General features: G+C 73.3%; 15 protein-coding genes and 3 tRNA genes. 4 read left to right on the forward strand and 14 right to left on the reverse strand.

Annotation, left to right across the window (positions count from 1 at the left end; translation table 11 throughout):
* Positions 1-15 precede the first annotated feature (15 nt).
* The 3 genes from AB0K17_RS19680 to AB0K17_RS19690 form a co-directional block, all read right to left on the reverse strand.
* Positions 16-1,980: a kelch motif-containing protein gene (locus AB0K17_RS19680; protein WP_365983671.1), complete on the reverse strand. Its 1,965-nt coding sequence runs from the start codon at positions 1,978-1,980 to the stop codon at positions 16-18.
* Positions 1,980-3,827, reverse strand: coding sequence for a cellulose synthase catalytic subunit (locus AB0K17_RS19685; RefSeq protein WP_365966701.1), 1,848 nt, complete (start codon positions 3,825-3,827; stop codon positions 1,980-1,982). Before AB0K17_RS19685 ends, AB0K17_RS19680 begins: the two co-directional genes overlap by 1 nt.
* A 323-nt stretch (positions 3,828-4,150) precedes the next feature.
* Positions 4,151-4,224, reverse strand: a tRNA-Lys gene (locus AB0K17_RS19690).
* A gap of 252 nt (positions 4,225-4,476) precedes the next feature.
* Between AB0K17_RS19690 and AB0K17_RS19695 the strand changes: the two genes are divergently transcribed.
* Positions 4,477-5,259, forward strand: a complete 783-nt coding sequence (locus AB0K17_RS19695; protein ID WP_365966700.1) for a C40 family peptidase — start codon at positions 4,477-4,479, stop codon at positions 5,257-5,259.
* 179 nt (positions 5,260-5,438) lie between these two features.
* Positions 5,439-6,029, forward strand: coding sequence for a lytic polysaccharide monooxygenase (locus AB0K17_RS19700; protein WP_365966699.1), 591 nt, complete (start codon positions 5,439-5,441; stop codon positions 6,027-6,029).
* Positions 6,030-6,078: 49 nt separating this feature from the next.
* Here AB0K17_RS19700 and AB0K17_RS19705 read toward each other — a convergent pair whose 3' ends face one another.
* From AB0K17_RS19705 to AB0K17_RS19725, 5 genes are all read right to left on the reverse strand, one after another.
* Positions 6,079-6,942: a cytochrome c biogenesis CcdA family protein gene (locus AB0K17_RS19705; protein ID WP_365966698.1), complete on the reverse strand. Its 864-nt coding sequence runs from the start codon at positions 6,940-6,942 to the stop codon at positions 6,079-6,081.
* On the reverse strand, positions 6,939-7,703 hold the full coding sequence (locus AB0K17_RS19710) for a DsbA family protein (protein WP_365966697.1): 765 nt from the start codon (positions 7,701-7,703) through the stop codon (positions 6,939-6,941). Before AB0K17_RS19710 ends, AB0K17_RS19705 begins: the two co-directional genes overlap by 4 nt.
* Before the next feature lie 78 nt (positions 7,704-7,781).
* Positions 7,782-8,186, reverse strand: a complete 405-nt coding sequence (locus tag AB0K17_RS19715; RefSeq protein ID WP_365966696.1) for a hypothetical protein — start codon at positions 8,184-8,186, stop codon at positions 7,782-7,784.
* Between the two features lie 86 nt (positions 8,187-8,272).
* A tRNA-Lys gene (locus AB0K17_RS19720) sits at positions 8,273-8,346 on the reverse strand.
* Between the two features lie 98 nt (positions 8,347-8,444).
* Complete coding sequence (locus tag AB0K17_RS19725) at positions 8,445-9,203, reverse strand: IclR family transcriptional regulator C-terminal domain-containing protein (RefSeq protein ID WP_365966695.1); 759 nt, start codon at positions 9,201-9,203, stop codon at positions 8,445-8,447.
* Between the two features lie 183 nt (positions 9,204-9,386).
* On the opposite strand from AB0K17_RS19725, the gene AB0K17_RS19730 reads away from it, so the two are divergent.
* Positions 9,387-10,487: an LLM class flavin-dependent oxidoreductase gene (locus AB0K17_RS19730; protein WP_365966694.1), complete on the forward strand. Its 1,101-nt coding sequence runs from the start codon at positions 9,387-9,389 to the stop codon at positions 10,485-10,487.
* Positions 10,488-10,577: 90 nt separating this feature from the next.
* Here AB0K17_RS19730 and AB0K17_RS19735 read toward each other — a convergent pair whose 3' ends face one another.
* Entirely contained in the window at positions 10,578-12,293 is a 1,716-nt protein-coding gene (locus AB0K17_RS19735; protein ID WP_365966693.1) for a bifunctional diguanylate cyclase/phosphodiesterase, read from the reverse strand.
* A gap of 507 nt (positions 12,294-12,800) precedes the next feature.
* Here AB0K17_RS19735 and AB0K17_RS19740 point away from each other — a divergent pair.
* Positions 12,801-14,036 carry a M6 family metalloprotease domain-containing protein gene (locus tag AB0K17_RS19740; RefSeq protein ID WP_365983672.1) on the forward strand — a complete coding sequence of 412 codons (1,236 nt, stop codon included), beginning with the start codon at positions 12,801-12,803 and terminating at the stop codon, positions 14,034-14,036.
* A gap of 65 nt (positions 14,037-14,101) precedes the next feature.
* Here the strand turns inward: AB0K17_RS19740 and AB0K17_RS19745 are convergent.
* The 5 genes from AB0K17_RS19745 to AB0K17_RS19765 form a co-directional block, all read right to left on the reverse strand.
* Positions 14,102-14,175 (reverse strand) — tRNA-Lys (locus tag AB0K17_RS19745).
* 56 nt (positions 14,176-14,231) lie between these two features.
* Complete coding sequence (locus AB0K17_RS19750; RefSeq protein WP_365983673.1) at positions 14,232-14,885, reverse strand: bifunctional DNA primase/polymerase; 654 nt, start codon at positions 14,883-14,885, stop codon at positions 14,232-14,234.
* A 134-nt stretch (positions 14,886-15,019) separates the two neighbouring features.
* Positions 15,020-15,385: a hypothetical protein gene (locus AB0K17_RS19755; RefSeq protein ID WP_365983674.1), complete on the reverse strand. Its 366-nt coding sequence runs from the start codon at positions 15,383-15,385 to the stop codon at positions 15,020-15,022.
* A 270-nt stretch (positions 15,386-15,655) separates the two neighbouring features.
* A complete protein-coding gene (locus tag AB0K17_RS19760; RefSeq protein WP_365983675.1) occupies positions 15,656-17,008 on the reverse strand; it encodes an AAA domain-containing protein in 1,353 nt (450 codons plus the stop codon).
* A complete protein-coding gene (locus AB0K17_RS19765; RefSeq protein WP_365983676.1) occupies positions 17,005-18,564 on the reverse strand; it encodes a hypothetical protein in 1,560 nt (519 codons plus the stop codon). The genes AB0K17_RS19760 and AB0K17_RS19765 overlap by 4 nt, the downstream gene beginning before the upstream one ends.
* Positions 18,565-18,651: the final 87 nt, after the last annotated feature.

An 18,651-nucleotide genomic window follows, 5' to 3' on the forward strand; every position in this document is an offset into this window, starting at 1 on the left:
TGGGCATTGCGCACGTCACTCGTCCCGCGACTCCGGGGCGATCTCCTCGGCGACCGGCACCTTGACCCACACCGCCTCGGACGGGGTGCCCTCGTCGTCGACGACCTCCAGCATGTACCAGCCGGGCGGCACCAGGGAGGGGTCCTTGGGGACGGTGACGGTCACACCGCCGTCCGTCCGCGCGAGGTCCAGGGCGATCGAGCGCTGCTCGTTGTTGGTGACGTGGGTGAAGGAGCCCGGCCGGATCAGCCGGGCCCGCGCGATCCTGCGCGGATCGCTGGTGCGGTAGGTGCTCTGCTCCCCGAGCTTCACCGTCCTCGGCTCGGTGTCCTTGAACTCCGGCCGGTCGTCGCGGAAGCCGTAGGGCGGGGTGTAGAGGTCGATCTGCTGCTGGAAGGTGCCTGGCTTGCTGTTGGCCTTGTCGCCGAAGAGCGAGTCGGAGCCGAAGGTCATCACCCGCCCGTCCGGCAGCAGCAGGGCGCCCGAGTGGTAGTTGCGGCCCACCAGGGGGTCGGCCACTGCGCGCGTGGTGTCGGTGGCCGGGTCGTACAGCTCGGCCTTGAGGACGTTGGAGTCGCTGCGCCCGCGGTAGTCGCCCGAGCCGTTGGTGGTCAGCACGGTGTCGTCCGGCAGGATGACGCTGCTGGGGTAGCGGACCTTGGCGTACAGCTGGGGGCCGTCGTGGAAGCGGGGATTCTCCTCGCGCAGGTCCACGATCCGGGTCTTCGCCGTGGACCTGCGGTTCTCCCCCACCCCGCCGCCGCCGAGGACCATGTAGCGCTGCTCCTGGGCGGGCGGCAGCAGCACCGACATCGAGGTCTCCAGCAGGTCCGGGTCGCTCATGCCGGGCACTTCGGTGAAGTCGTTGGTCTCCAGGTCCCACAGGCCCGGGGTGCGGCCCTTGTCGGCCGGTCCGTAGCCGGCGTTGGAGCCGGTGTAGAAGATCCGGCCCCGGTCGGCGAGGAAGAGGGCGGGGTAGGTGGGGAAGAAGCGCTCGGTGGGCAGGTAGCGCCAGGTGCGACTCGCGGGATCGTAGACCTCGTTCTTGCCGGGGACGACCTGGCCGATCTCGTCCAGCCCGGACACCGACAGCACCCTGCCGTCCTGCAGGGTGGTCAGCGTGGGATACCAGCGGGCCTCCTGCATGGGGTCGACGGTGATGTAGCGCTCGGCGACCGGGTCGAACTCGAAGGCGTCCTTGATGCCCTGGAAGTCCTTCTTGTCGAAGGACAGCTTGTTGGCGATGCCGTACGCGTTGCGGGCGTCCTCGCCGGTGAGGCCCTCGATGCGGTAGTTGTCGGTGGTCCCCGTCTCGTACTCCGCGCCCTTGCCGAGGGCCTCCACGTAGACGCGCGCCGTGCTGGCCGTGACCTTGACCTGGTCGCCGTCGCCGGTCTTGCGGGCCCGCGGCACGAGAACGGCGTCCTTGGACTCGAAGGTCTTGTGGTTGTCCTTGCCGGTGAAGCGGGTGCCGGCGGGGAAGGTCATCGGCTTGTCGGGGTTCTCGTTGTGGACGACCATCAGGCCGCCGGCCTTGGTGACGTCGCCCTCCAGCTTCTCGTAGCGCTGGGTGCCCCCGGCCACCAGCAGCTTGCCGTCGGCGAGCTGGGTGTGGCCGGCGCAGAAGAGGTCCTTGGGCGTGGGGATGTTCTTGAAGGTGTTCCTGCGCGGGTCCCACAGGACCGTGCGGAAGGTCTTGGCCTTGAAGTTCGCGGCGTTGTTGCCCGATCCCGCGACCAGTAGCACCTTCCCGGTGTGCAGAAGGGCCGCATGGATGGTGTTGATGCGGTACTCGCGGGGCACGTCCACGACGTCCCAGTGGCCGTTCCTCGCCTTGTAGGCCGGCTGATTGATCTTGTAGTCGTGGTACTGGTGCGCGGCGTAGCCCCACAGGGCCGGGCCGTTCATGCCGGCCAGCGCCATCAGGGAGGCGGCCCCGAGGGCCGTGCGCCGGGTGCGGCGGCTCGGACGCAGGCGCATCACCGGGCGGCCTCCTCGGCGGGCCGGGCGCGGTGCAGGCCCCAGCGCCAGGCGACGACGGGCGCCACGGTGATCACCAGGGCGAGCACGGCCCAGGTGCGCATCGCCACGTGGGTGTGGCCCAGCACGAACGAGGCCGCCAGCGAGCCGCCGAAGACCACCAGGAAGAACAGGTGGATGCGGAAGGTGCCGAAGAGGGTGTCGGGGCTGGCGGAGTCGCCCTTGGGCGTCACCACGAAGCGGCTCCTGCGGCGCAGCACGGCGTCCATGAGCGAACGGGCGTAGATGGGCGCCGACAGCGCGGACATCACCATGCCGGCCAGGCCGCCGGAGCCCTCGGGCTCGTGCGGGGAGACGTTGTGCCGGCGGTTCCAGATGTACAGGCCGATCTGGAGGGCGGCGGCGTCGCTGTAGAGCATCATCCAGATCTCGGAGTCGATCGAGATGCCGGAGGCGCCGAGGCCCAGGAAGAGCGTGCAGCTCAGGGCGCCGAGCATCCAGTTGATCGCGGTCATGGGGTAGTAGATGACCATGAGCGTGTAGTTGAGGAACGGACCCGGCCCGAGGGTGAAGGGCCCCTTCCAGTACTGCTTGAGGATGGTCTCGTACGTGCCCCGCGACCAGCGCAGCTGCTGGGTGAAGAAGTCCGTCCAGGCGTTCGGTCCCTCGCCGACGGCGAGGACGTCGGGGGTGTAGACCGAACGCCATTTGCGACCGGTGGCCGGGTTGCGGTGCCGGTGCAGCTCGAAGCCGGTGGCCATGTCCTCGGTGATCGAGTCGTACAGGCCGCCGATGCTCCTGAGCGCGGAGATGCGTACGGCGTTGTTGGTGCCGACGAACATGGGCGCGCCGTAGCGGTTGCCGGCGCGCTGGATCAGGGCGTGGAAGAGGAACTGCTGGCTCTCGGCGGCCTTGGTGACCGCCGTGTCGTAGTTCCCGTACACCTGCGGTCCAACGACAAAAGCGACATCCGGGTCACGGAAGTAACCGAGCATGCGCTCGAGGAAGTTGGGCAGCGGCACGTGATCGGTGTCGACGGAGGCGAAGAAGTCGTAGTCGTCGCCGTGCGCGTCGAGCCAGGCGTTGTAGTTCCCGTGCTTCGTCCTGGCCCGGTGCGGGCCCTTGGGCGTGTTCCACTTCTCGATCCCCTTGCGGCTGAAGTGCCGTACGCCCAGCCGCTCGCAGACCGCCTTGACCTCGGGGTCGTCGCCCTCGTCGAGGAGCCAGACGTGCACGGGACCCCGGTGGCGGACCCGCACGGCCGCCTCCAGAGTCTTGGTGACCATGGACAGGGGCTCCTTGCCGGGCACGAAGGACGTCAGGAAGGCGACCTTGGTGCCCGACTCGGGCACCACCGGTATGGGATCCCGGGCCACCAGGGTGGCGTGGGCGTTGGAGACGACGTTCAGCGTGCGGAAGAGCTCGATCAGCCCGATGGACACCAGCATCACCGTGTCCAGGGCCCGCATCAGCGCACTCGCATGGTCGCGCTGCGTCCAGTGCGCGGGCTGCATCAGCCAGATCAGCAGGCCCAGCGAGACCACGGGCGCCGCCCCGAGCAGCAGTGCGGCCTGGATCCGGTGCGGCTCGTCGGCCAGCAGGCTGCGGTAGCGGACGCGGTAGGGGCCGGGCCCCTCGGGCGGCCGGCTCAGCGGGCCTGCCAGCCGGCTGTAGTGCTCGTAGTCGTAGCGGGGCAGGGGTTTGCGGCGGTACGGCGAGGAGGTCCGCCCCGGCGGGCCGGTGCGCCGGGGCCGGTCCGGCGAGCGGGCCGGCGCGGGCACGAGCACCCCCTCGGGCGGTGCGGAAACGGATCTCTGCTGCCGGGCACCGGCAGGCGTCGACGTCATAGTCATTCCCCCCGCACGCATGCGACTGCGTGTGTACGTGCCGTACGTGGGCCCCCCGGCCCCCCTCGACCCCGCCCAACTCACGGATTTCCCAGTGATATTGGGCGAAGACGTGCGTTTCAGGATCTCGGACCCAAGGTCATGATCGCAAGGGTGAAACGCGGTGCTTAGCGGGCAAAGTGGTGCGTCGAACGAAGATGCCCATGAAGAGTGAGGAAGGGAAGGAAAGCGGTCACATCTGACACGCTTGTGCCCTCGTGACCCGCAGGACGCGCAGAACGACTCAGGGCCCCTCACATCTGTGAGGAGCCCTGAGTCTCGCGTGCGCCGCCAGGGACTCGAACCCCGGACCCGCTGATTAAGAGTCAGCTGCTCTAACCAACTGAGCTAGCGGCGCCTGCTGACGAAGAAAACTCTACCCGACGTCCGGAGGTGCTTCCGACCACCCCGGATGCCGCCCGGCGCCCGACGGCCGGTCGTCCCCGCCGGGCATGGACGGACAGGGCGGGCGTTCTGTCCATTTATGCGGAGTTTTCCTTTACATAGGGTAATCGGCTTGCGGCATGCGGTTCGGTGCGACCGCTGGGAAGCTGTGGCGAACGAGGCGAAAGTTTTCTCGTGATCCTCGTGAGGGGAAGGTGGCAGCGAGATGGCCGAGGACGCACCCGAGGACATATCCACCGCAGGCCCCGCCCGCACCCGGCGGCACCCGGCGCGCGGGGCGCTGGTCGCCGCCGTCGGAGCGGCCGTGATCGCCGGCGCCGGCCCGGCCGCGGCGGCAGCGGAACCGTCGGACCCGTCGCCCGGCGTGGGGTCCGAGGCCGGGACGGCCGTCCAGGAGGACGCCCGGCACGGCACCGACGAGGACCACCGTGGCGACGCGGGGGAGGACGCGGGCCGCGAGAGGGCCCCGGCGGGTACCGAGGAGGCCCCTGAGGGTGCCGCCGAGGGCGCCGGCGCCCCCGCCGGGAGCCGGCCCGCCGCCCCCGACCTGGAGCCCGCCGTCGCCTACGCGCTGCGCCACATCGGCGACCCGTACGCCTTCGGCGCCGAGGGGCCGCACAGCTGGGACTGCTCCGGCCTCGTCCAGCAGGCGTACCGGCGCGCGGGCGTGCGGCTGCCGCGCCTGGCCGCCGACCAGTACCGCGCCACCCGGCCCATTGCGCGCAGCGCGCTGCGCCGCGGCGACCTGGTCTTCTGGTCGACCGACGGCAGGGCCTCGGGGGTGCACCACGTGGCCATCTACACGGGCGGCGGCCGCTACATCGAGGCGGCCCGCCCCGGCACCCGCGTCCGGGTCTCGACCCTCGCGTACTACCCGCCGCAGCTCTACGGGCGGGTGGTGTGGGCGGGCCCGGCGCACGTCCTGCTGGGCGAGGAGGAGGCGGACGCGCACGTCACCTGTTCGGACGATGCCGCGGGGTGCGGCTGAGGGGTTCGGGTCCGGCCGCCCGGTCACGGTGCGTGGCGTGATCGGGCAGGGGTCCGCGGCGTCCGTCAAGGGCGCCTTTTTGGCCTGGACATGACTACGGGCCGGTACTAGCCTCCGTGTTGGTCTAGACCGCGTTCCACTCGTCTCACAGAACCCCCCACGTTCGCGAGGAGTGACGTATGCGCAAAAAGATCAGCGCGACGATCATCGGCCTGAGCGTCGCCTGCATCTCCCTCTTCCCCGTCGGCAGCGCCGGCAGCCACGGCTACACCGACGCACCCACCAGCCGCCAGGCCTTCTGCGCCCAGGGCGCGGTGGAGGACTGCGGCGAGATCCAGTGGGAGCCGCAGTCCGTCGAGGGTCCCAAGGGCTTCCCGTCCCACGGCCCCGCCGACGGCACGCTCTGTGCCGGCGGCAACAGCCGCTTCGCCGAGCTCGACGACCCGCGCGGCGGCGCCTGGCCCGCCACGCAGGTCACGGCGGGCCGGGACTACACGTTCCGCTGGAGGCTCACCGCCCGCCACGCGACCACGGACTTCCGCTACTACCTCACCAACGACCACTACCGGCCCGACCGGCCGCTCACCCGCGCCGACCTCGACCTGCACCCGTTCCTGACCGTGCCCTACGGCGGTCGCGTCCCCGACGCCACCGTCACCCACCAGGCCACGATCCCGGCGGGCCGGAGCGGCAAGCAGCTGGTCCTGGCGGTCTGGACGATCGCCGACACGGGCAACGCGTTCTACGCCTGCTCCGACGTGCAGTTCTGACGCCCGCCTCCGGCGCCGGGGCCGTGCCCCGGCGCCGGAGTGCGCGCCGTCAGGACGGCCCGCCCGCTCCGCCGTCGCCGTCCCGCCGCTGCTCGGCGGGGTCGCGCCGCAGCGCGTACCGGGCCAGCAGGCCCGCGACGACCAGGGCGACCACCGCCAGCAGCGCGTAGTCGGGCACCGCGCCGCCCGCCCGTGAGGCGAGCTCCTGCAGACGGGACTCGGAGGCGTCGTCCACCAGCCCCGGCAGCCCGGTCGTGCCGCCCCAGCCGAGGAAGAGCACCCCGATCCCGATGAAGAACAGCCCCGACAGCAGGGACGTGGTGTGCAGCCGCAGCCGGCCCAGCCGCAGTTCCCGGCCGCGCAGCCAGGCCCGGCGGCCCAGGTGGAAGCGCTCCCAGAACAGGGCCAGCACGAACAGCGGCAGGGCCATCCCCAGCGCGTAGACGGCCAGCATCGAGGCGCCGTGCACCGGGTTGCCGTGCAGTGCCGTCATCGTCAGCACGGCGCCCAGGATCGGCCCGGCGCAGAAGCCGGCCAGTCCGTACACGCAGCCCAGCAGGAACGTGGAGGCCGCCGACGTCGGCGTGATGCGGCCCGCCGCCTCCTGCGCCCGCCGGGAGGCGAAGCCCAGGCCGAGGATCTGGGCCGCGCCCAGCGCGATCACCGTCCAGCCGCCGATGGTGATCAGCAGCTCGCGGTGGCCGTTGAAGAGCCGGCTGGCGGTGGAGGAGGCCGCCCCCAGGGGGACGAGCGTGGTGGCGAGCCCGAGGTAGAACACGCAGGTGCGGGCGAGCAGCCGGCCCGGCGTGGCCAGGGAGTAGGCGAAGAACGCCGGCAGCAGCAGCGCGCTGCACGGGCTGACCAGGGCGAGGACGCCGCCCAGGAAGGCGGCGAGATAGCCGATGTCGGTCACTGGCCCGCCTTCCCGGATGCCCCGGCCGCCTCCTTCGCGGCCCTGGCCTGGGCGATGGCGGCCTCGAACTCCTTCAGCGGCTGCGCGCCCGCCAGCGGCCGGCCGCCGACGAGGAAGGAGGGCGTGCTCTGCACGCCCAGGGAGTAGCCCTCCTCCTGGTCCTTCTTCACGGCCGCCGCGGCCTCGTCGCTGCCCAGGTCGGCGCGGAACTTCTCCAGGTCCGCGACGCCCGCGGAGCGGGCCAGGTCGGCCAGCTTGTCCTCGGCGAGCGCATCGCCCTTGCGGTGCTCGGCGAACAGCAGGTCGTGCAGTTGCCAGAAGCGGCCCTGCTTGCCGGCGGCCCAGGAGGCGCGGGCGGCCCGCTCGGAGTCCTTGCCGAAGATCGGGAAGTTGCGGAACTCGATGCGCAGGACGCCGGCGTCGACGTACTTCTTGATCAGCTGGGGCTGCGTCTCCCGCGTGAAACGGCCGCAGTAGGAGCACTGGTAGTCGGCCCATTCGACGAGCACGACGGGTGCGTCCGGCTTGCCGACGGCGAGCGCGTCGCCCTGCTTCCGGCGGCTGGTGGCCTGTTCGAGCTTGTCGTAGGTGGCCTGCTGCGGGTCGTAGGCCGGCTGCGGGTCGGCGGAGGCCTGCGTGCCGGAGCCGCCGGAGGAACCCTTGCCGATGGCGATACCGGCGGCCACCAGGGCCACCAGGAGGGCGACTATGGCGCCCACGGCCGCCCACCGGCGGGAGGGCGTGGAGATACGTGCGGACATGGGGAAGACGACTCCCTGGGTCGTACGGGATCTGGGTGTGCCTGAGCGCGGCCCGGCAGTGGGCCGCTGCGGGGCGGTCTAGATCCGTAGGACGGGGAGCGGGCCGGTGACGGCGGCCAAGGGAGCGGGCGGGGCGCGCACGCCCCCGGTCCGCGGCACCCGGTCCTGCGCCAGGGCGCCGCGGGCACCGGCCGGGCAGGTGACGGGATCGGCGTGCGGGGCGGCGACGGCCGCCTGGACGCCGCCCAGCGGGGTGTCCTGCTGACGGCAGGAGCCGCCGGGGGAGGAGGTGTCCACGCGGAGGTCCGCCACGGGGACGGCCTCGGGGGTACGGACCGCGGAGGCGGCCCGCGCCGTGGCGGGCCCGCCGGGAACGCCCCCGCCGGGCGCGGTCGCGCCGACGAGGGGCGCGAGGACGACGGCCAGGAGGAGCAGGAGCACGGCGAGCGGGGCAGGGCGCTGCCACTGGGTCGTGGGCGACACGCGCTGCTCCTTTCCGCCGATGCCCGCTTCTTCGGCCGTACTACGGCGAAGGCCCCCACCGTGTGGTGAGGGCCTTCGTCTGTCTGTGCGCCGCCAGGGACTCGAACCCCGGACCCGCTGATTAAGAGTCAGCTGCTCTAACCAACTGAGCTAGCGGCGCCTGCTGACAGAGAAAACTCTACCTGATGTTCGGGGGTGCTCCGAACCACGTGTCCCACCGGCCCCGGGCGCCCCGGTCCGGCCGGGGCGCCGCGCGGCTCACAGGGCCATCGACAGCAGCAGGGGCGCGGCGTGCCGGCTGAGCGTCTCCGCCGCCTCCCGCAGCCGGTGCGCGTGTCGCACCGGCAGGGACAGTGCCAAGGAGCCGACCGAGCGCCCCGCGGTCATCGGGACCGCCGCGCACACGGTGCCCACCGCGTACTCCTGCAGGTCGAGCACGGGCACGCTCGCCGGGTGCGCGTCCAGCTTGCTGAAGAGCACCTTCTCGTTGGTGATCGTCCGGGAGGTCAGGCGCGCCGTGCGGTGCCGGGAGAGGTGGTCGCGCCGGCCGTCGTGGTCGAGCTGGGTGAGCAGGCACTTGCCGAGCGCGGTGGCGTGGGCGGCCGCCCGGAAGTCGACCCACTCGTTGACCTTGGGGGTGCGCGGCCCGTCCGCGTACTGCGTGATGCGCAGCTCGCCGTCCACGTAGCTGCTGAGGTAGACGGCCGCGCCGACCGTGTCGCGCAGCTTCGACAGCGAGTGCTGCAGCTTGCGCTCCAGGGCGGACTTGCGGTCGTACCCGGCGCTCAGAAGGACCAGGGCCTCGCCCGTGACGTAGCCGCCGTCGCCGGTGCGCCGCACGTACTGCTCGCGGCGCAGCATCGCCAGCAGGCGGGCCAGGTGGGTCGCCGGCAGCCCGGTCTCGCGGGCGAGCTGGGCCTCGCCGATGCCGCCGGTGTGCCTGGCGACCGTCTCCAGCACGCGCAGGGCGTGCTGGACCGCGTGGAACGGTGCGGTCGGCTCGTGCCTGAGCGCCACGGTCTCCCCCTAGCGGTTACCTGTGGGTGTACCTCCGCCCACGATAAGGGCGAACCGGCCGCTCATGAGAGGGACTTGACGGGATCGGGAGGGAGCCGGAATAAACGGAGAGTCACTCCGGTTGAACACCGGCCGAGCCCACCGGCTCGCAGGCACAGGCGTTCATCAAGGAGGCGGGCCACCGTGGCCGACGTACAGGACGACACCATCCGCGCGACGGCGCTCGGGAGCGCCCCCGTGCCCCTGTCCGTACTGGACCTGGCGACCGTCGGCACCGGCCGCACCGCCCACCAGGCCCTGGGCACCACCGTCGAGCTCGCCCGGCTCGCCGAGCGGCGCGGCTACCACCGCTTCTGGGTCGCCGAGCACCACTCCATGCCGGGCGTGGCCAGCTCCTCCCCGGCCGTGATCCTCGCCCACCTGGCCGCCCGCACCGACCGCATACGCCTCGGCTCCGGCGGCGTGATGCTGCCCAACCACGCGCCCCTGGTGATCGCCGAGCAGTTCGGCACCCTGGAGGCGCTCGCCCCCGGGCGCATCGATCTGGGACTGGGGCGCGCACCCGGCACGGACGGCGCCACCGCCGCCGCCCTGCGCCGCCGGGACCGGCTCGCCGAGGGCGCCGACGAGTTCCCCGAGCAGCTCTCGGAGCTCACCCGCTTCCTCGACGACGACTTCCCCGACGGCCACCCCTACGCCCGCATCCACGCCGTCCCCGGGCCCGTCCAGGGCCGGGTGCCCGGCGGGGTGCAGCGCGCCGACCGGCCGTCCATCTGGCTGCTGGGCTCCTCCGGCTTCAGCGCCCGCCTGGCCGGGCTGCTGGGCCTGCCGTTCTCCTTCGCCCACCACTTCTCCTCGGCGAACACGCTGCCGGCGCTGGAGCTCTACCGCGAGTCCTTCCGGCCCTCGGCCGTGCTCGACCGCCCCTACGCCAAGATCGGCGTGCAGGCGCTGGCCGCCGACGACCCCGCCGAGGCCCGCCGGCAGGTCCTCACCGGTGCGCTGTCGATGCTGCGCCTGCGCACCGGCCGGCCCGGCCTGGTGCCGTCGCCGGAGGAGGCCGAGAGCCACGCCCTGGGCCTCGCCGAGCAGGAGTTCGTCGCCGACTGGCTGCACAACGTGGTGTACGGCACGGCCGAGCAGGTGCGCGAGGGACTGGACGCGCTGGTGAAGCGGACGGGCGTGGACGAGCTGATGATCACCGCCAACGTGCACGGGCCGCAGGCCCGCCTGCGCAGCTACGAACTGATCGCGGACGCGTACGGCTTCCCGGCCGGCCGGTAGCCCACGCGCCGGACGGGGACGGCCCCGCGCCAGGCCGTGTCCGGCGGCAGTGCCCCGCGCCCCTTACCGGGCGCCGCGGCCGGACACGGCCTACGGCCGTACGCCGGTGCTCAGCAGCGCCGAGATGCGGTCCGCCGGCACCGGGCGGGAGTAGAACCAGCCCTGCCCGGTGTCGCACCCGATCCGCCCCAGCCGCTCCGCCTGCTCCGCGCTCTCCACGCACTCCGCCGTCACCGTCAGCCCCAGCCGGTGCGCCAGCTGCACCAGCGCCTCCACGATCGTCTCGTCCGCCGGATTGGGGTGCTCCTCGGCGCGGAAGCCGTGGACGAAGGAACCGTCCAGCTTGAGCGTGGAGACCGGCAGGCGGCTGAGGTAGGCAAGATTGGAATAGCCGGTGCCGAAGTCGTCGATGGCGATGGCGACGCCCATGTCGCTGAGCGCCTGCAGCTGTTGCAGCGGCCGCCCGGCCGAACCCATCACCGCCGACTCCGTCAGCTCCAGCTGCAGCAGGCTCGCCGGCAGCCCGGTCTCGGCGAGGATGCCGGCCACGTCGGCGACGAGGTCGGAGTCCCACACCTGACGCACCGCCACGTTCACGCTGACCACGAGCGGTTCACCGGGGTGGTCCAGCTGCCAGCGGCGGGCCTGGCGGCAGGCGGTGGCCAGCACCCAGCGCCCCAGCGGCACGATGGCGCCGGTCTCCTCGGCCAGCCCGATGAACCGGTTGGGGCCCAGTGTGCCGAACTGCGGGTGCCGCCAGCGCACGAGCGCCTCGACCCCGCGCACGACGCCGTCGCCGAGCCCCACCAGCGGCTGGTACTGCAGGTCGAACTCCTCGCGTTCGACGGCCGGCCGCAGGGTGTTCGACAGGGTCTGCCGGGTCATGCGGTGGGCGTTGCGCTCGGGGTCGAAGAGTGTCCAGCGGGCCTTGCCGTCCGCCTTCGCCCAGTACAGCGTGGTGTCCGCGGCCTGCATCAGCTCGGTCGCGTGCGTCCCGGCGCACGGGCGCTCGACGACCCCGATGCTCGCCGAGACCGCCAGGCGCTGACCCGCCACCTCGAACGGGCGGGCGAGCGCGCTCTGCACGGCACCGGCGAGGTCGATCAGCTGCTGGGTGCCCGTGGAGTCCTCCACCATCAGGGCGAACTCGTCCCCGCCGAGCCGGGCCACCAGGTGGCCGCCGGGCGCGGCGCACTCGGTCAGCCGCCGGGCCACCGCGGTCAGCAGCCGGTCGCCGGCACGATGGCCGAGCGTGTCGTTGACGGCCTTGAAGCCGTCCAGGTCGAGGTAGCACAGCCCGATCCGGCCGCTGCGCCGCGGACGTTCGCCGGCCGGCACGGCCTCCGGGGCGGCCGGCGCACGCGGCACGGCCAGCGCCCCGGCCAGGCGTTCGAAGAACAGGCTGCGGTTGGGCAGCCCCGTGACCGGGTCGTGCATCCGCAGGTGCCGCAGCCGGGCGCGCAGGTCGCGGCGGTCGCTGATGTCGGCCACCGACAGCAGTGCGGTGCGGGTCTCGGGCAGCGGGGTCACGGTCACCTCGGCCCACAGCCGTCCGCCGCCGGCTTGTCTGAGCCTGCGTGTGCAGTGCAGGCTCTCGCGGCGGCCGAGCAGCACCTCCCGGTAGGCGCTCCACAGCCGCAGGTCGTCGCGCAGCCCGGTGAACTCCGCGGCAGGGCGGTCCCGCAGGTGCTCCGGATCGGTGCCCAGCAGGGCGGCGAGGGCGTCGTTGGCGATGCGTACGAGGCCGTCGCTGCCGACGACGGCCATGCCGAGGCGCGCGGCTCGGAAGGCAGCGCGGAATTCCATCGAAGTGACGTTACGTTGCGTGACGACTGGTGGCTCCGAATCGGGCGTTCCGTCCCGGCCGTCGAGTGCTCCGCTCAACGCTCGCTCCCGCGTGGCATCGGTTCCGCACGGGTCCCGTGCGGGTGTCGTGTGTCTCGTACGCGTGGTGGAAAAGGCGGCAAATGGCCGCCTGTAGGGGGATTCCGTGCTGGAAGTGTGGCGAGCATAGAGCCCGCGCAGGGACCGTTCCAGCGGCCCTGCCGCGAGGGGTGGTGCCGCAGGCGTGGTCCCGACCGATTCCGTCCGTCCGTGAGCGCGTGTGAACCGTCGTGCCCGGGACTGCTTGGCAAATCTTCTTGATTGTCTTCCTCGATTGACCGTCCGTGACTGAGTGTGATGTACCCAGAAGTCGGCTTAGTCACTCGACTGGGGTAGTGAAACGGGGCATAACACCGCAAATAACAAGAGGGTGGGTGAGGTCTCCCAATTCCGTCCTCGGAGGTCGACGTGGTGCGTCCGCTGACACCCATGGGAGTGGACCCGCTGCGGCCCCGCCGCCCGCGGCGGCCCCGGCTGCGCCGCGCGGGCGCGGTCCTGACCAGCCTGTGCGCCATCGCCACGACCATCGCCGCGGCCCCGGCGCACGCCACCGGCCCGGGCGGCCCCTGCGCGCTCCCGCGCAGCCAGGCGCACCACTCCGAGGGCCTCGACACCTGGAACCCGGACTACCCCCGCCCCCTCGGCCGGCTCGACGCCGTCATGATCTTCCTGTCCTTCCCGGACTCCCGCCCCGTGGTCACCCCCGACCGGCTCGCCGCCGACCACTTCCCCGGCACGTCGCGCTTCTTCGAGCGCGCCTCCTACGGGCGCTTCACGCTGCGGGTGCACCCCCTCAAGCGGTGGCTGCGCATGCCCCGCCCCTCCGGCGAGTACCACATACAGCGCGACTGGGACGGCGAGCGGCGCTCGGCCTACCTGCGCGACGCCGTCGCCGCCGCCGACAAGACGGTCGACTTCCGTCACTTCAACCTCGTCTACCTCGTCGCCGACCCCGACGCCCCCGGCGTCGACTCGGACGCGACCAAGGTCGTCAACCTGGAGGAGCCCATCCACGTCGACGGCACCGAGCTGCAGCGCGTCGTCACCGTCTTCGAACACCACCCGCCCGACCGCAACGTCCTGGCCCACGAGACCGGCCACGTCCTGGACCTGCCCGACCTGTACCACCGGCCCACCGACGGCAAGGGCGACTGGGACACCCACGTCGGCGACTGGGACATCATGGGCAGCCAGTTCGGGCTGGCCTCCGAGCCCTTCGCCTGGCACAAGTGGAAGCTGGGCTGGCTCGGCCCCCGCCAGGTCCACTGCGTCAGCAGCTCCGGCAGCACCCTGCACACCCTGCAGCCGCTGGAGTCGCCCATGCGCGGCAGCGCGGACGGCCGCACCCGGATGGTGGTCGTGCGCACCGGCGCGGCCACCGCCATCGTCGTCGAGGCGCGCACCGCGAACGGCAACGACGCCGGCACCTGCACCGAGGGCGTGCTCGTCTACCGGGTGCGCAGCGACACCGCCTCCGGCAGCGGACCCATCCAGGTGCTGGACGGCCACCCCGCCGGCCACGCCTGCTGGGGCGAGTCCGTCTACCCCCCGCTCGCGGACGCACCGCTGGGCGTGGGGGAGTCCCTGGAGGCGGACGGGGTACGGGTCGAGGTGCGCGGCCGGGCGCCCACCGGCGCCTGGAACCTGAGGGTCACCCGAGGGTGACGCCCGGTACCGCGAGCGCATACGCCGAAGGCCCCCACCATGCGGTGGGGGCCTTCGGCTGTCTGTGCGCCGCCAGGGACTCGAACCCCGGACCCGCTGATTAAGAGTCAGCTGCTCTAACCAACTGAGCTAGCGGCGCCTGCTGACGTGGAAGACTTTAGCACCCCGATCCGGTGGAAAGAAAATCCGTATGTTTCAGCGGGTGGGACGCGTGGGTACAGAGCCTTCTCCCGCGGCCCGCAGACACGCCCACAGCAGCACGTCCGCCCCCGGGAGCCACGGGCGGCGGACCTCCGGGGCCACCAGCCAGCGCGAGGCGGCCGGCCCGTCCTCCCCGCCCGCGGGGAACGGCGGCGGCACGGTCACCGCATCGCCCGTGCCGTAGTACAGCAGCGACGGCGCGCTGCGGCCCGTACGGCTCCACTCCTCCCAGGCCAGCAGCGCCGGCAGGCGCTGGGCCGTGCCCGGCGCGGCGAACAGCAGCAGCCTGCCCCGGTGCGCGGCCACCGGGCCGGACCCGGGCGCACCCGGCGACCACAGGCGGTCCAGCATCCGGCGGCCGAAGAGCACGGGCGTGTCGATCACGTCGAAGACGCTGCCGCAGGGCAGCTCCACCGGGGCACCGGGATGGTGCGCCCACAGCGTGTGCACCCGGTGCGGGAAACGGTCCGCAGAGGCCAGCCAGTCGATGCCCGCCAGCGTGACGAAGGCGCCCTGAGCCCGCGGGCCGGCGCCGGCGCGGGTGCCGGTGCCGGCGCCCCGGGCGGAAGGCCGGTGATCGGGGGTGCGACGGGCCGGGGAGGCAGAGGGCGAGGGGACGGGGTGCGGAAGGTACGACCGGGTGCTCATGGCCCCATCGTCGGGGGCCCGCCGGGGGGTCCTCGGGGTACTTCCCGGAATTCGGGACAGGGGCCCGGACCGTGCGCTACTTTGTGCGCCGCATATGCCAACGGCCCATGGTCGGGGACCACGGGCCGTACGGGTCACTCGGCGGCGGCGCTGCCTCGCAGCAGGTCACGGCCGAATTCGACCATCTTCTTGGTGTAGTCCTCGCTCCACTCGGCGCGCGCCGCGATCACCGCCATCGGCAGCCGGTCGAAGCGCCGGGGATCGGCGAGCTGAGCCGCCGCGACCGCCTGGAACTCCATCGCCCGGTCCGCGGCCGCCCGGAAGGCCAGTGCCAGCTCCGTGGAACGGGTCAGCAGCTCACGCGGATCCTCGATCGACTCGAGGTCGAAGAAGTGCTCGGGGTCGGCGACGGCATCGGGCGGCTCGAAGAGCAGCTGCGCGGGCTTCAGGCGGCGCGGGGCACTGCCCTGCGCGCCGGGAGCCTGCTTCGGCTCGCACATGTACATACCTCCACAGATTCGTCTGCACCGCCATCCATTGTCCTGCCACGCGCAAGTGCGCCCCCACTTCCCCCCGCGCGCTGCCACGGCCCGCGATCACGGCTGCCAGGCGATGCGGGGCTGGGCGATCACGGCTGCCAGGCGATGCGGTGCTCGGCGAGGTGGGCCAGGACGGCATGGTTCGCCTCCCAGCCATCGGGGCTGTGTTCACCGGCCGCCTCCGGCGGCGTGCCGGACTCCGTCCGGCGGGTTGGGGGCGCCCCGCCGCGATCACGGCTGCCAGGTGATGCGATGCTCCGCGAGGTGGGCCAGGACGGCATGGTTCGCCTCCCAGCCATCGGGGAACTTCACCGTCACGCCCAGCTGGACCGGCTCCGTCGAGGGGTGCTCGTCCAGGAGGCGGTCCACGCCCGCGCGGCAGACCACGATGCACGCGTGGCGGTGGCGCGAGGCCAGGACGCACAGGCGGCCCGTCTCCAGGTGGAACGCCGTCGCGTCCGGGCGGCCCGAGAGCGGGTGCAGGACCACCGTCACGTCGAACTCGCGGCCCTGCAGACGGTTCGCCGTGTCCACCGTCACCCCGGTCGCGCCCAGGCCGGCCAGGGCCGCCCGGACGGCCGCCGCCTGGTCGCGGTGGGCCGTGCCCACCGCGATGCGGTCGGCCGTCAGGGGCGCCGGGTCCGGGGAGCGCTCGCTGGTCACCGCGCCGCCGCGGTCCAGCAGGCGGCGCACCACGAGGGCGACCGCGCCCACCGCCTCGGGGTCCGTGCGCGGCGTGTGCCGGGCCGGCAGCTCCAGCAGGCCCCAGCCCGACGCGGCCGCCTCGTCCAGCACCCGGTCCGGGCCCGTGCCGTCGGAGGGCACGCCGAAGGCCAGCCGCCGCTCGCCGTGGCCGGTGCCGCTGCGGAACGGCGTGTACGGGTAGAACGCGTCCGACACCAGCGGCGCCGCCGACGCCGGCAGCCGCCAGGACACCGGCAGCCGGTGCTGCGGCAGCGACGGGTTGTGGGCGAGCAGGGTGCTGACGGCGCTCGCCGACGGGTCGTACGACAGCCCCGCCCACTGCTCCGCGGCGACCTGGCTGAACGGGTCCAGCTGGCCGGGGTCCCCGACGAACAGGGCCCGCTCGAACAGGCCGGCCACCGCCAGCAGCGCGTCCGAGCGCATCTGGTAGGCCTCGTCGACGATCGCGTGGCCCCATGGCTCGGCGACCTTGGTGTGCGCCCACTTCGCGGCCGTGGAGACCACCACCTCCAGCCCGGCCAGCTCGGCCACCTTCGCCGAGGTGACCACCGACGCGAGGCCGTCGAGGGCGGGGTCGTAGGCGCCCTTGTCGTTGCTGTGCAGCCGGCCCACCGGCAGGTCGGGGTCCTCCTTCGCCAGCCGCAGGACCAGGTCGTCGACCTGCGCGTTCGTCTGGGCGACGATCATCAGCCGGCGGCCGGCGGCGGCCAGCTCCCGGGCCGCCCGGACCACCAGCGTCGACTTGCCGGCGCCCGGCGGGGAATCCACCACGACGCCGCGGTGCGGGCCGTGCAGGGTGTCGTGCAGGATCGCGTCCGTGGCCGCTGCCGCCGCCCGTGCGGGGTCGAAGACGCGGCCGTGCGCCGTGCGTACGGTCACAGGTAGTCCTCCGGGGTCACGGGATCGGGGCCGCCCGCAGGGCCGCTCGCCGGGCCGTCCGGCGGGCCGCCGTGGGTCCACGGCGTCTCCTCGGGGTCCGGCAGCTCGGGCCCGCCGCGCGGCGCGTGCTCGAAGAGCGTCCAGCACACGGTCTCGCCGGGGACCGGCACCGAGCCCTCCTCGGGCACCTTGCCGCGCCCCATCCCGCCGGTCAGCCGCACGGTGATCTCGCCCGTCGGCTCGTGGTACGCCACGAACTCGGCCGGCTGGGACCGGCCGCTGCCGTCCGGCAGGGCGCGGTACACCCGGGCGCCGTCCGCCAGGTGCGGGGTGTCGTCGGTGCGCAGGGTCACCAGCGGCCGCGGCCGCGGCACCTTGGCGTCGGTGTGGAGCATCACGACCGCTGTCACCTTGCCCGCGAACGCCTCGCCGGCCAGCCGACGCTCGGCCATCACCAGCGCGTCGTCCAGTGCCTCCTGGGCGTGCAGCTGTGCCTGGGCCGTCTCGCGGGAGGCGAGCTTGCGGGCGGCGGTCACCGCGTCGTCCCGTCGGGGCTGCGGGGGCTCGCCGGCGCGCAGCCGGTCGCGGTGGGCGGTGTACGACCAGCGGTCGCGCTTCCAGCGCTCGGCCACGTGCGCCCCCTCGGGCAGGGCACGCAGCAGGTCGAGGCCGTGCCAGACGGCGTCCCAGGTGGGGCGCAGCTGGCCGGCCAGCAGGTCGCGTATGTCCCGCTCGGCGGCGGCGAGCCGCTCCCGCGCCGCGGCGGCCTGGTGCGGTGCGGCCTCCAGCAGCCGGCTGCGGGCGGTGTCGTAGCGGGCGACGGCGGGGCCGAGGAGCTTGTTGTCGAAGACGGGGTCGGTGGCGGGGCCGGCCGGGGGCTGCCGCAGCAGCCCGTCCGCGCCGCGTTCGGTCTCCGCGCGCAGGGCGGCCTCGGCGCCCGTCGTGCCCTCGGGCGGGTCGATCCAGGCGAGCAGGGCGCCCAGGTGCTGGTCCTCCAGGACGCTCTGGCCGGTGGCCCAGTGCCGGCCCAGGACCTGGGTCATGGCCAGCAGCAGCGAGGAGCCCGGCACCCGTGCGCGCTCGCCGTAGTGGGTCAGCCAGCGGCCCAGCAGGGGCACGCGCGGCGGGGCGGGGTGGGGCGTGTCGGGGGCCTGCTCGGCGGTGCGGCGGAAGCGCATCGAGCGGCCGAGCAGACGGACGTACTCCACGGCCGCGGCGGCGGGCACGAGCAGCTGCGGGGCATCGGCGCACAGCTCCGAGCCGGGCTCGGTGGCGTCGAGGTGCTCCTCGATGTGCGGCAGCAGCGCGTCGGCCAGCTCGGCGAGGAACGCCGAGCGCAGGTCGCGGTCGCGCGGCTGGGGCACGATCAGCAGCCGCGGGGCGTCGCGGTCGGTGCCCACCATGGCGCCCAGCGGCGCGCCGGCCTCGCCGGCGGTCGTCAGGGGGACGAGGACGAGCGGGCGCTCGGCAAGGTGCCGGTGGCGCACGGTGGCCAGCGGCGTGGCCCGCCCGTCCCGAACGGCCTCCAGGCGCGCGAGCGTACCGATCAACGACATGCGGCCTCCTTTCGCGAGATCAGCCACGAACGGTCCGCACCCGACGCACCTGGCCCCGCCACCCCGGGGGCGCGGGGAACTGCGCGA

Origin of the sequence: Streptomyces sp. NPDC049585, assembly GCF_040675615.1 — a bacterium.
GTDB classification, from domain to species: domain Bacteria; phylum Actinomycetota; class Actinomycetes; order Streptomycetales; family Streptomycetaceae; genus Streptomyces; species Streptomyces luteosporeus.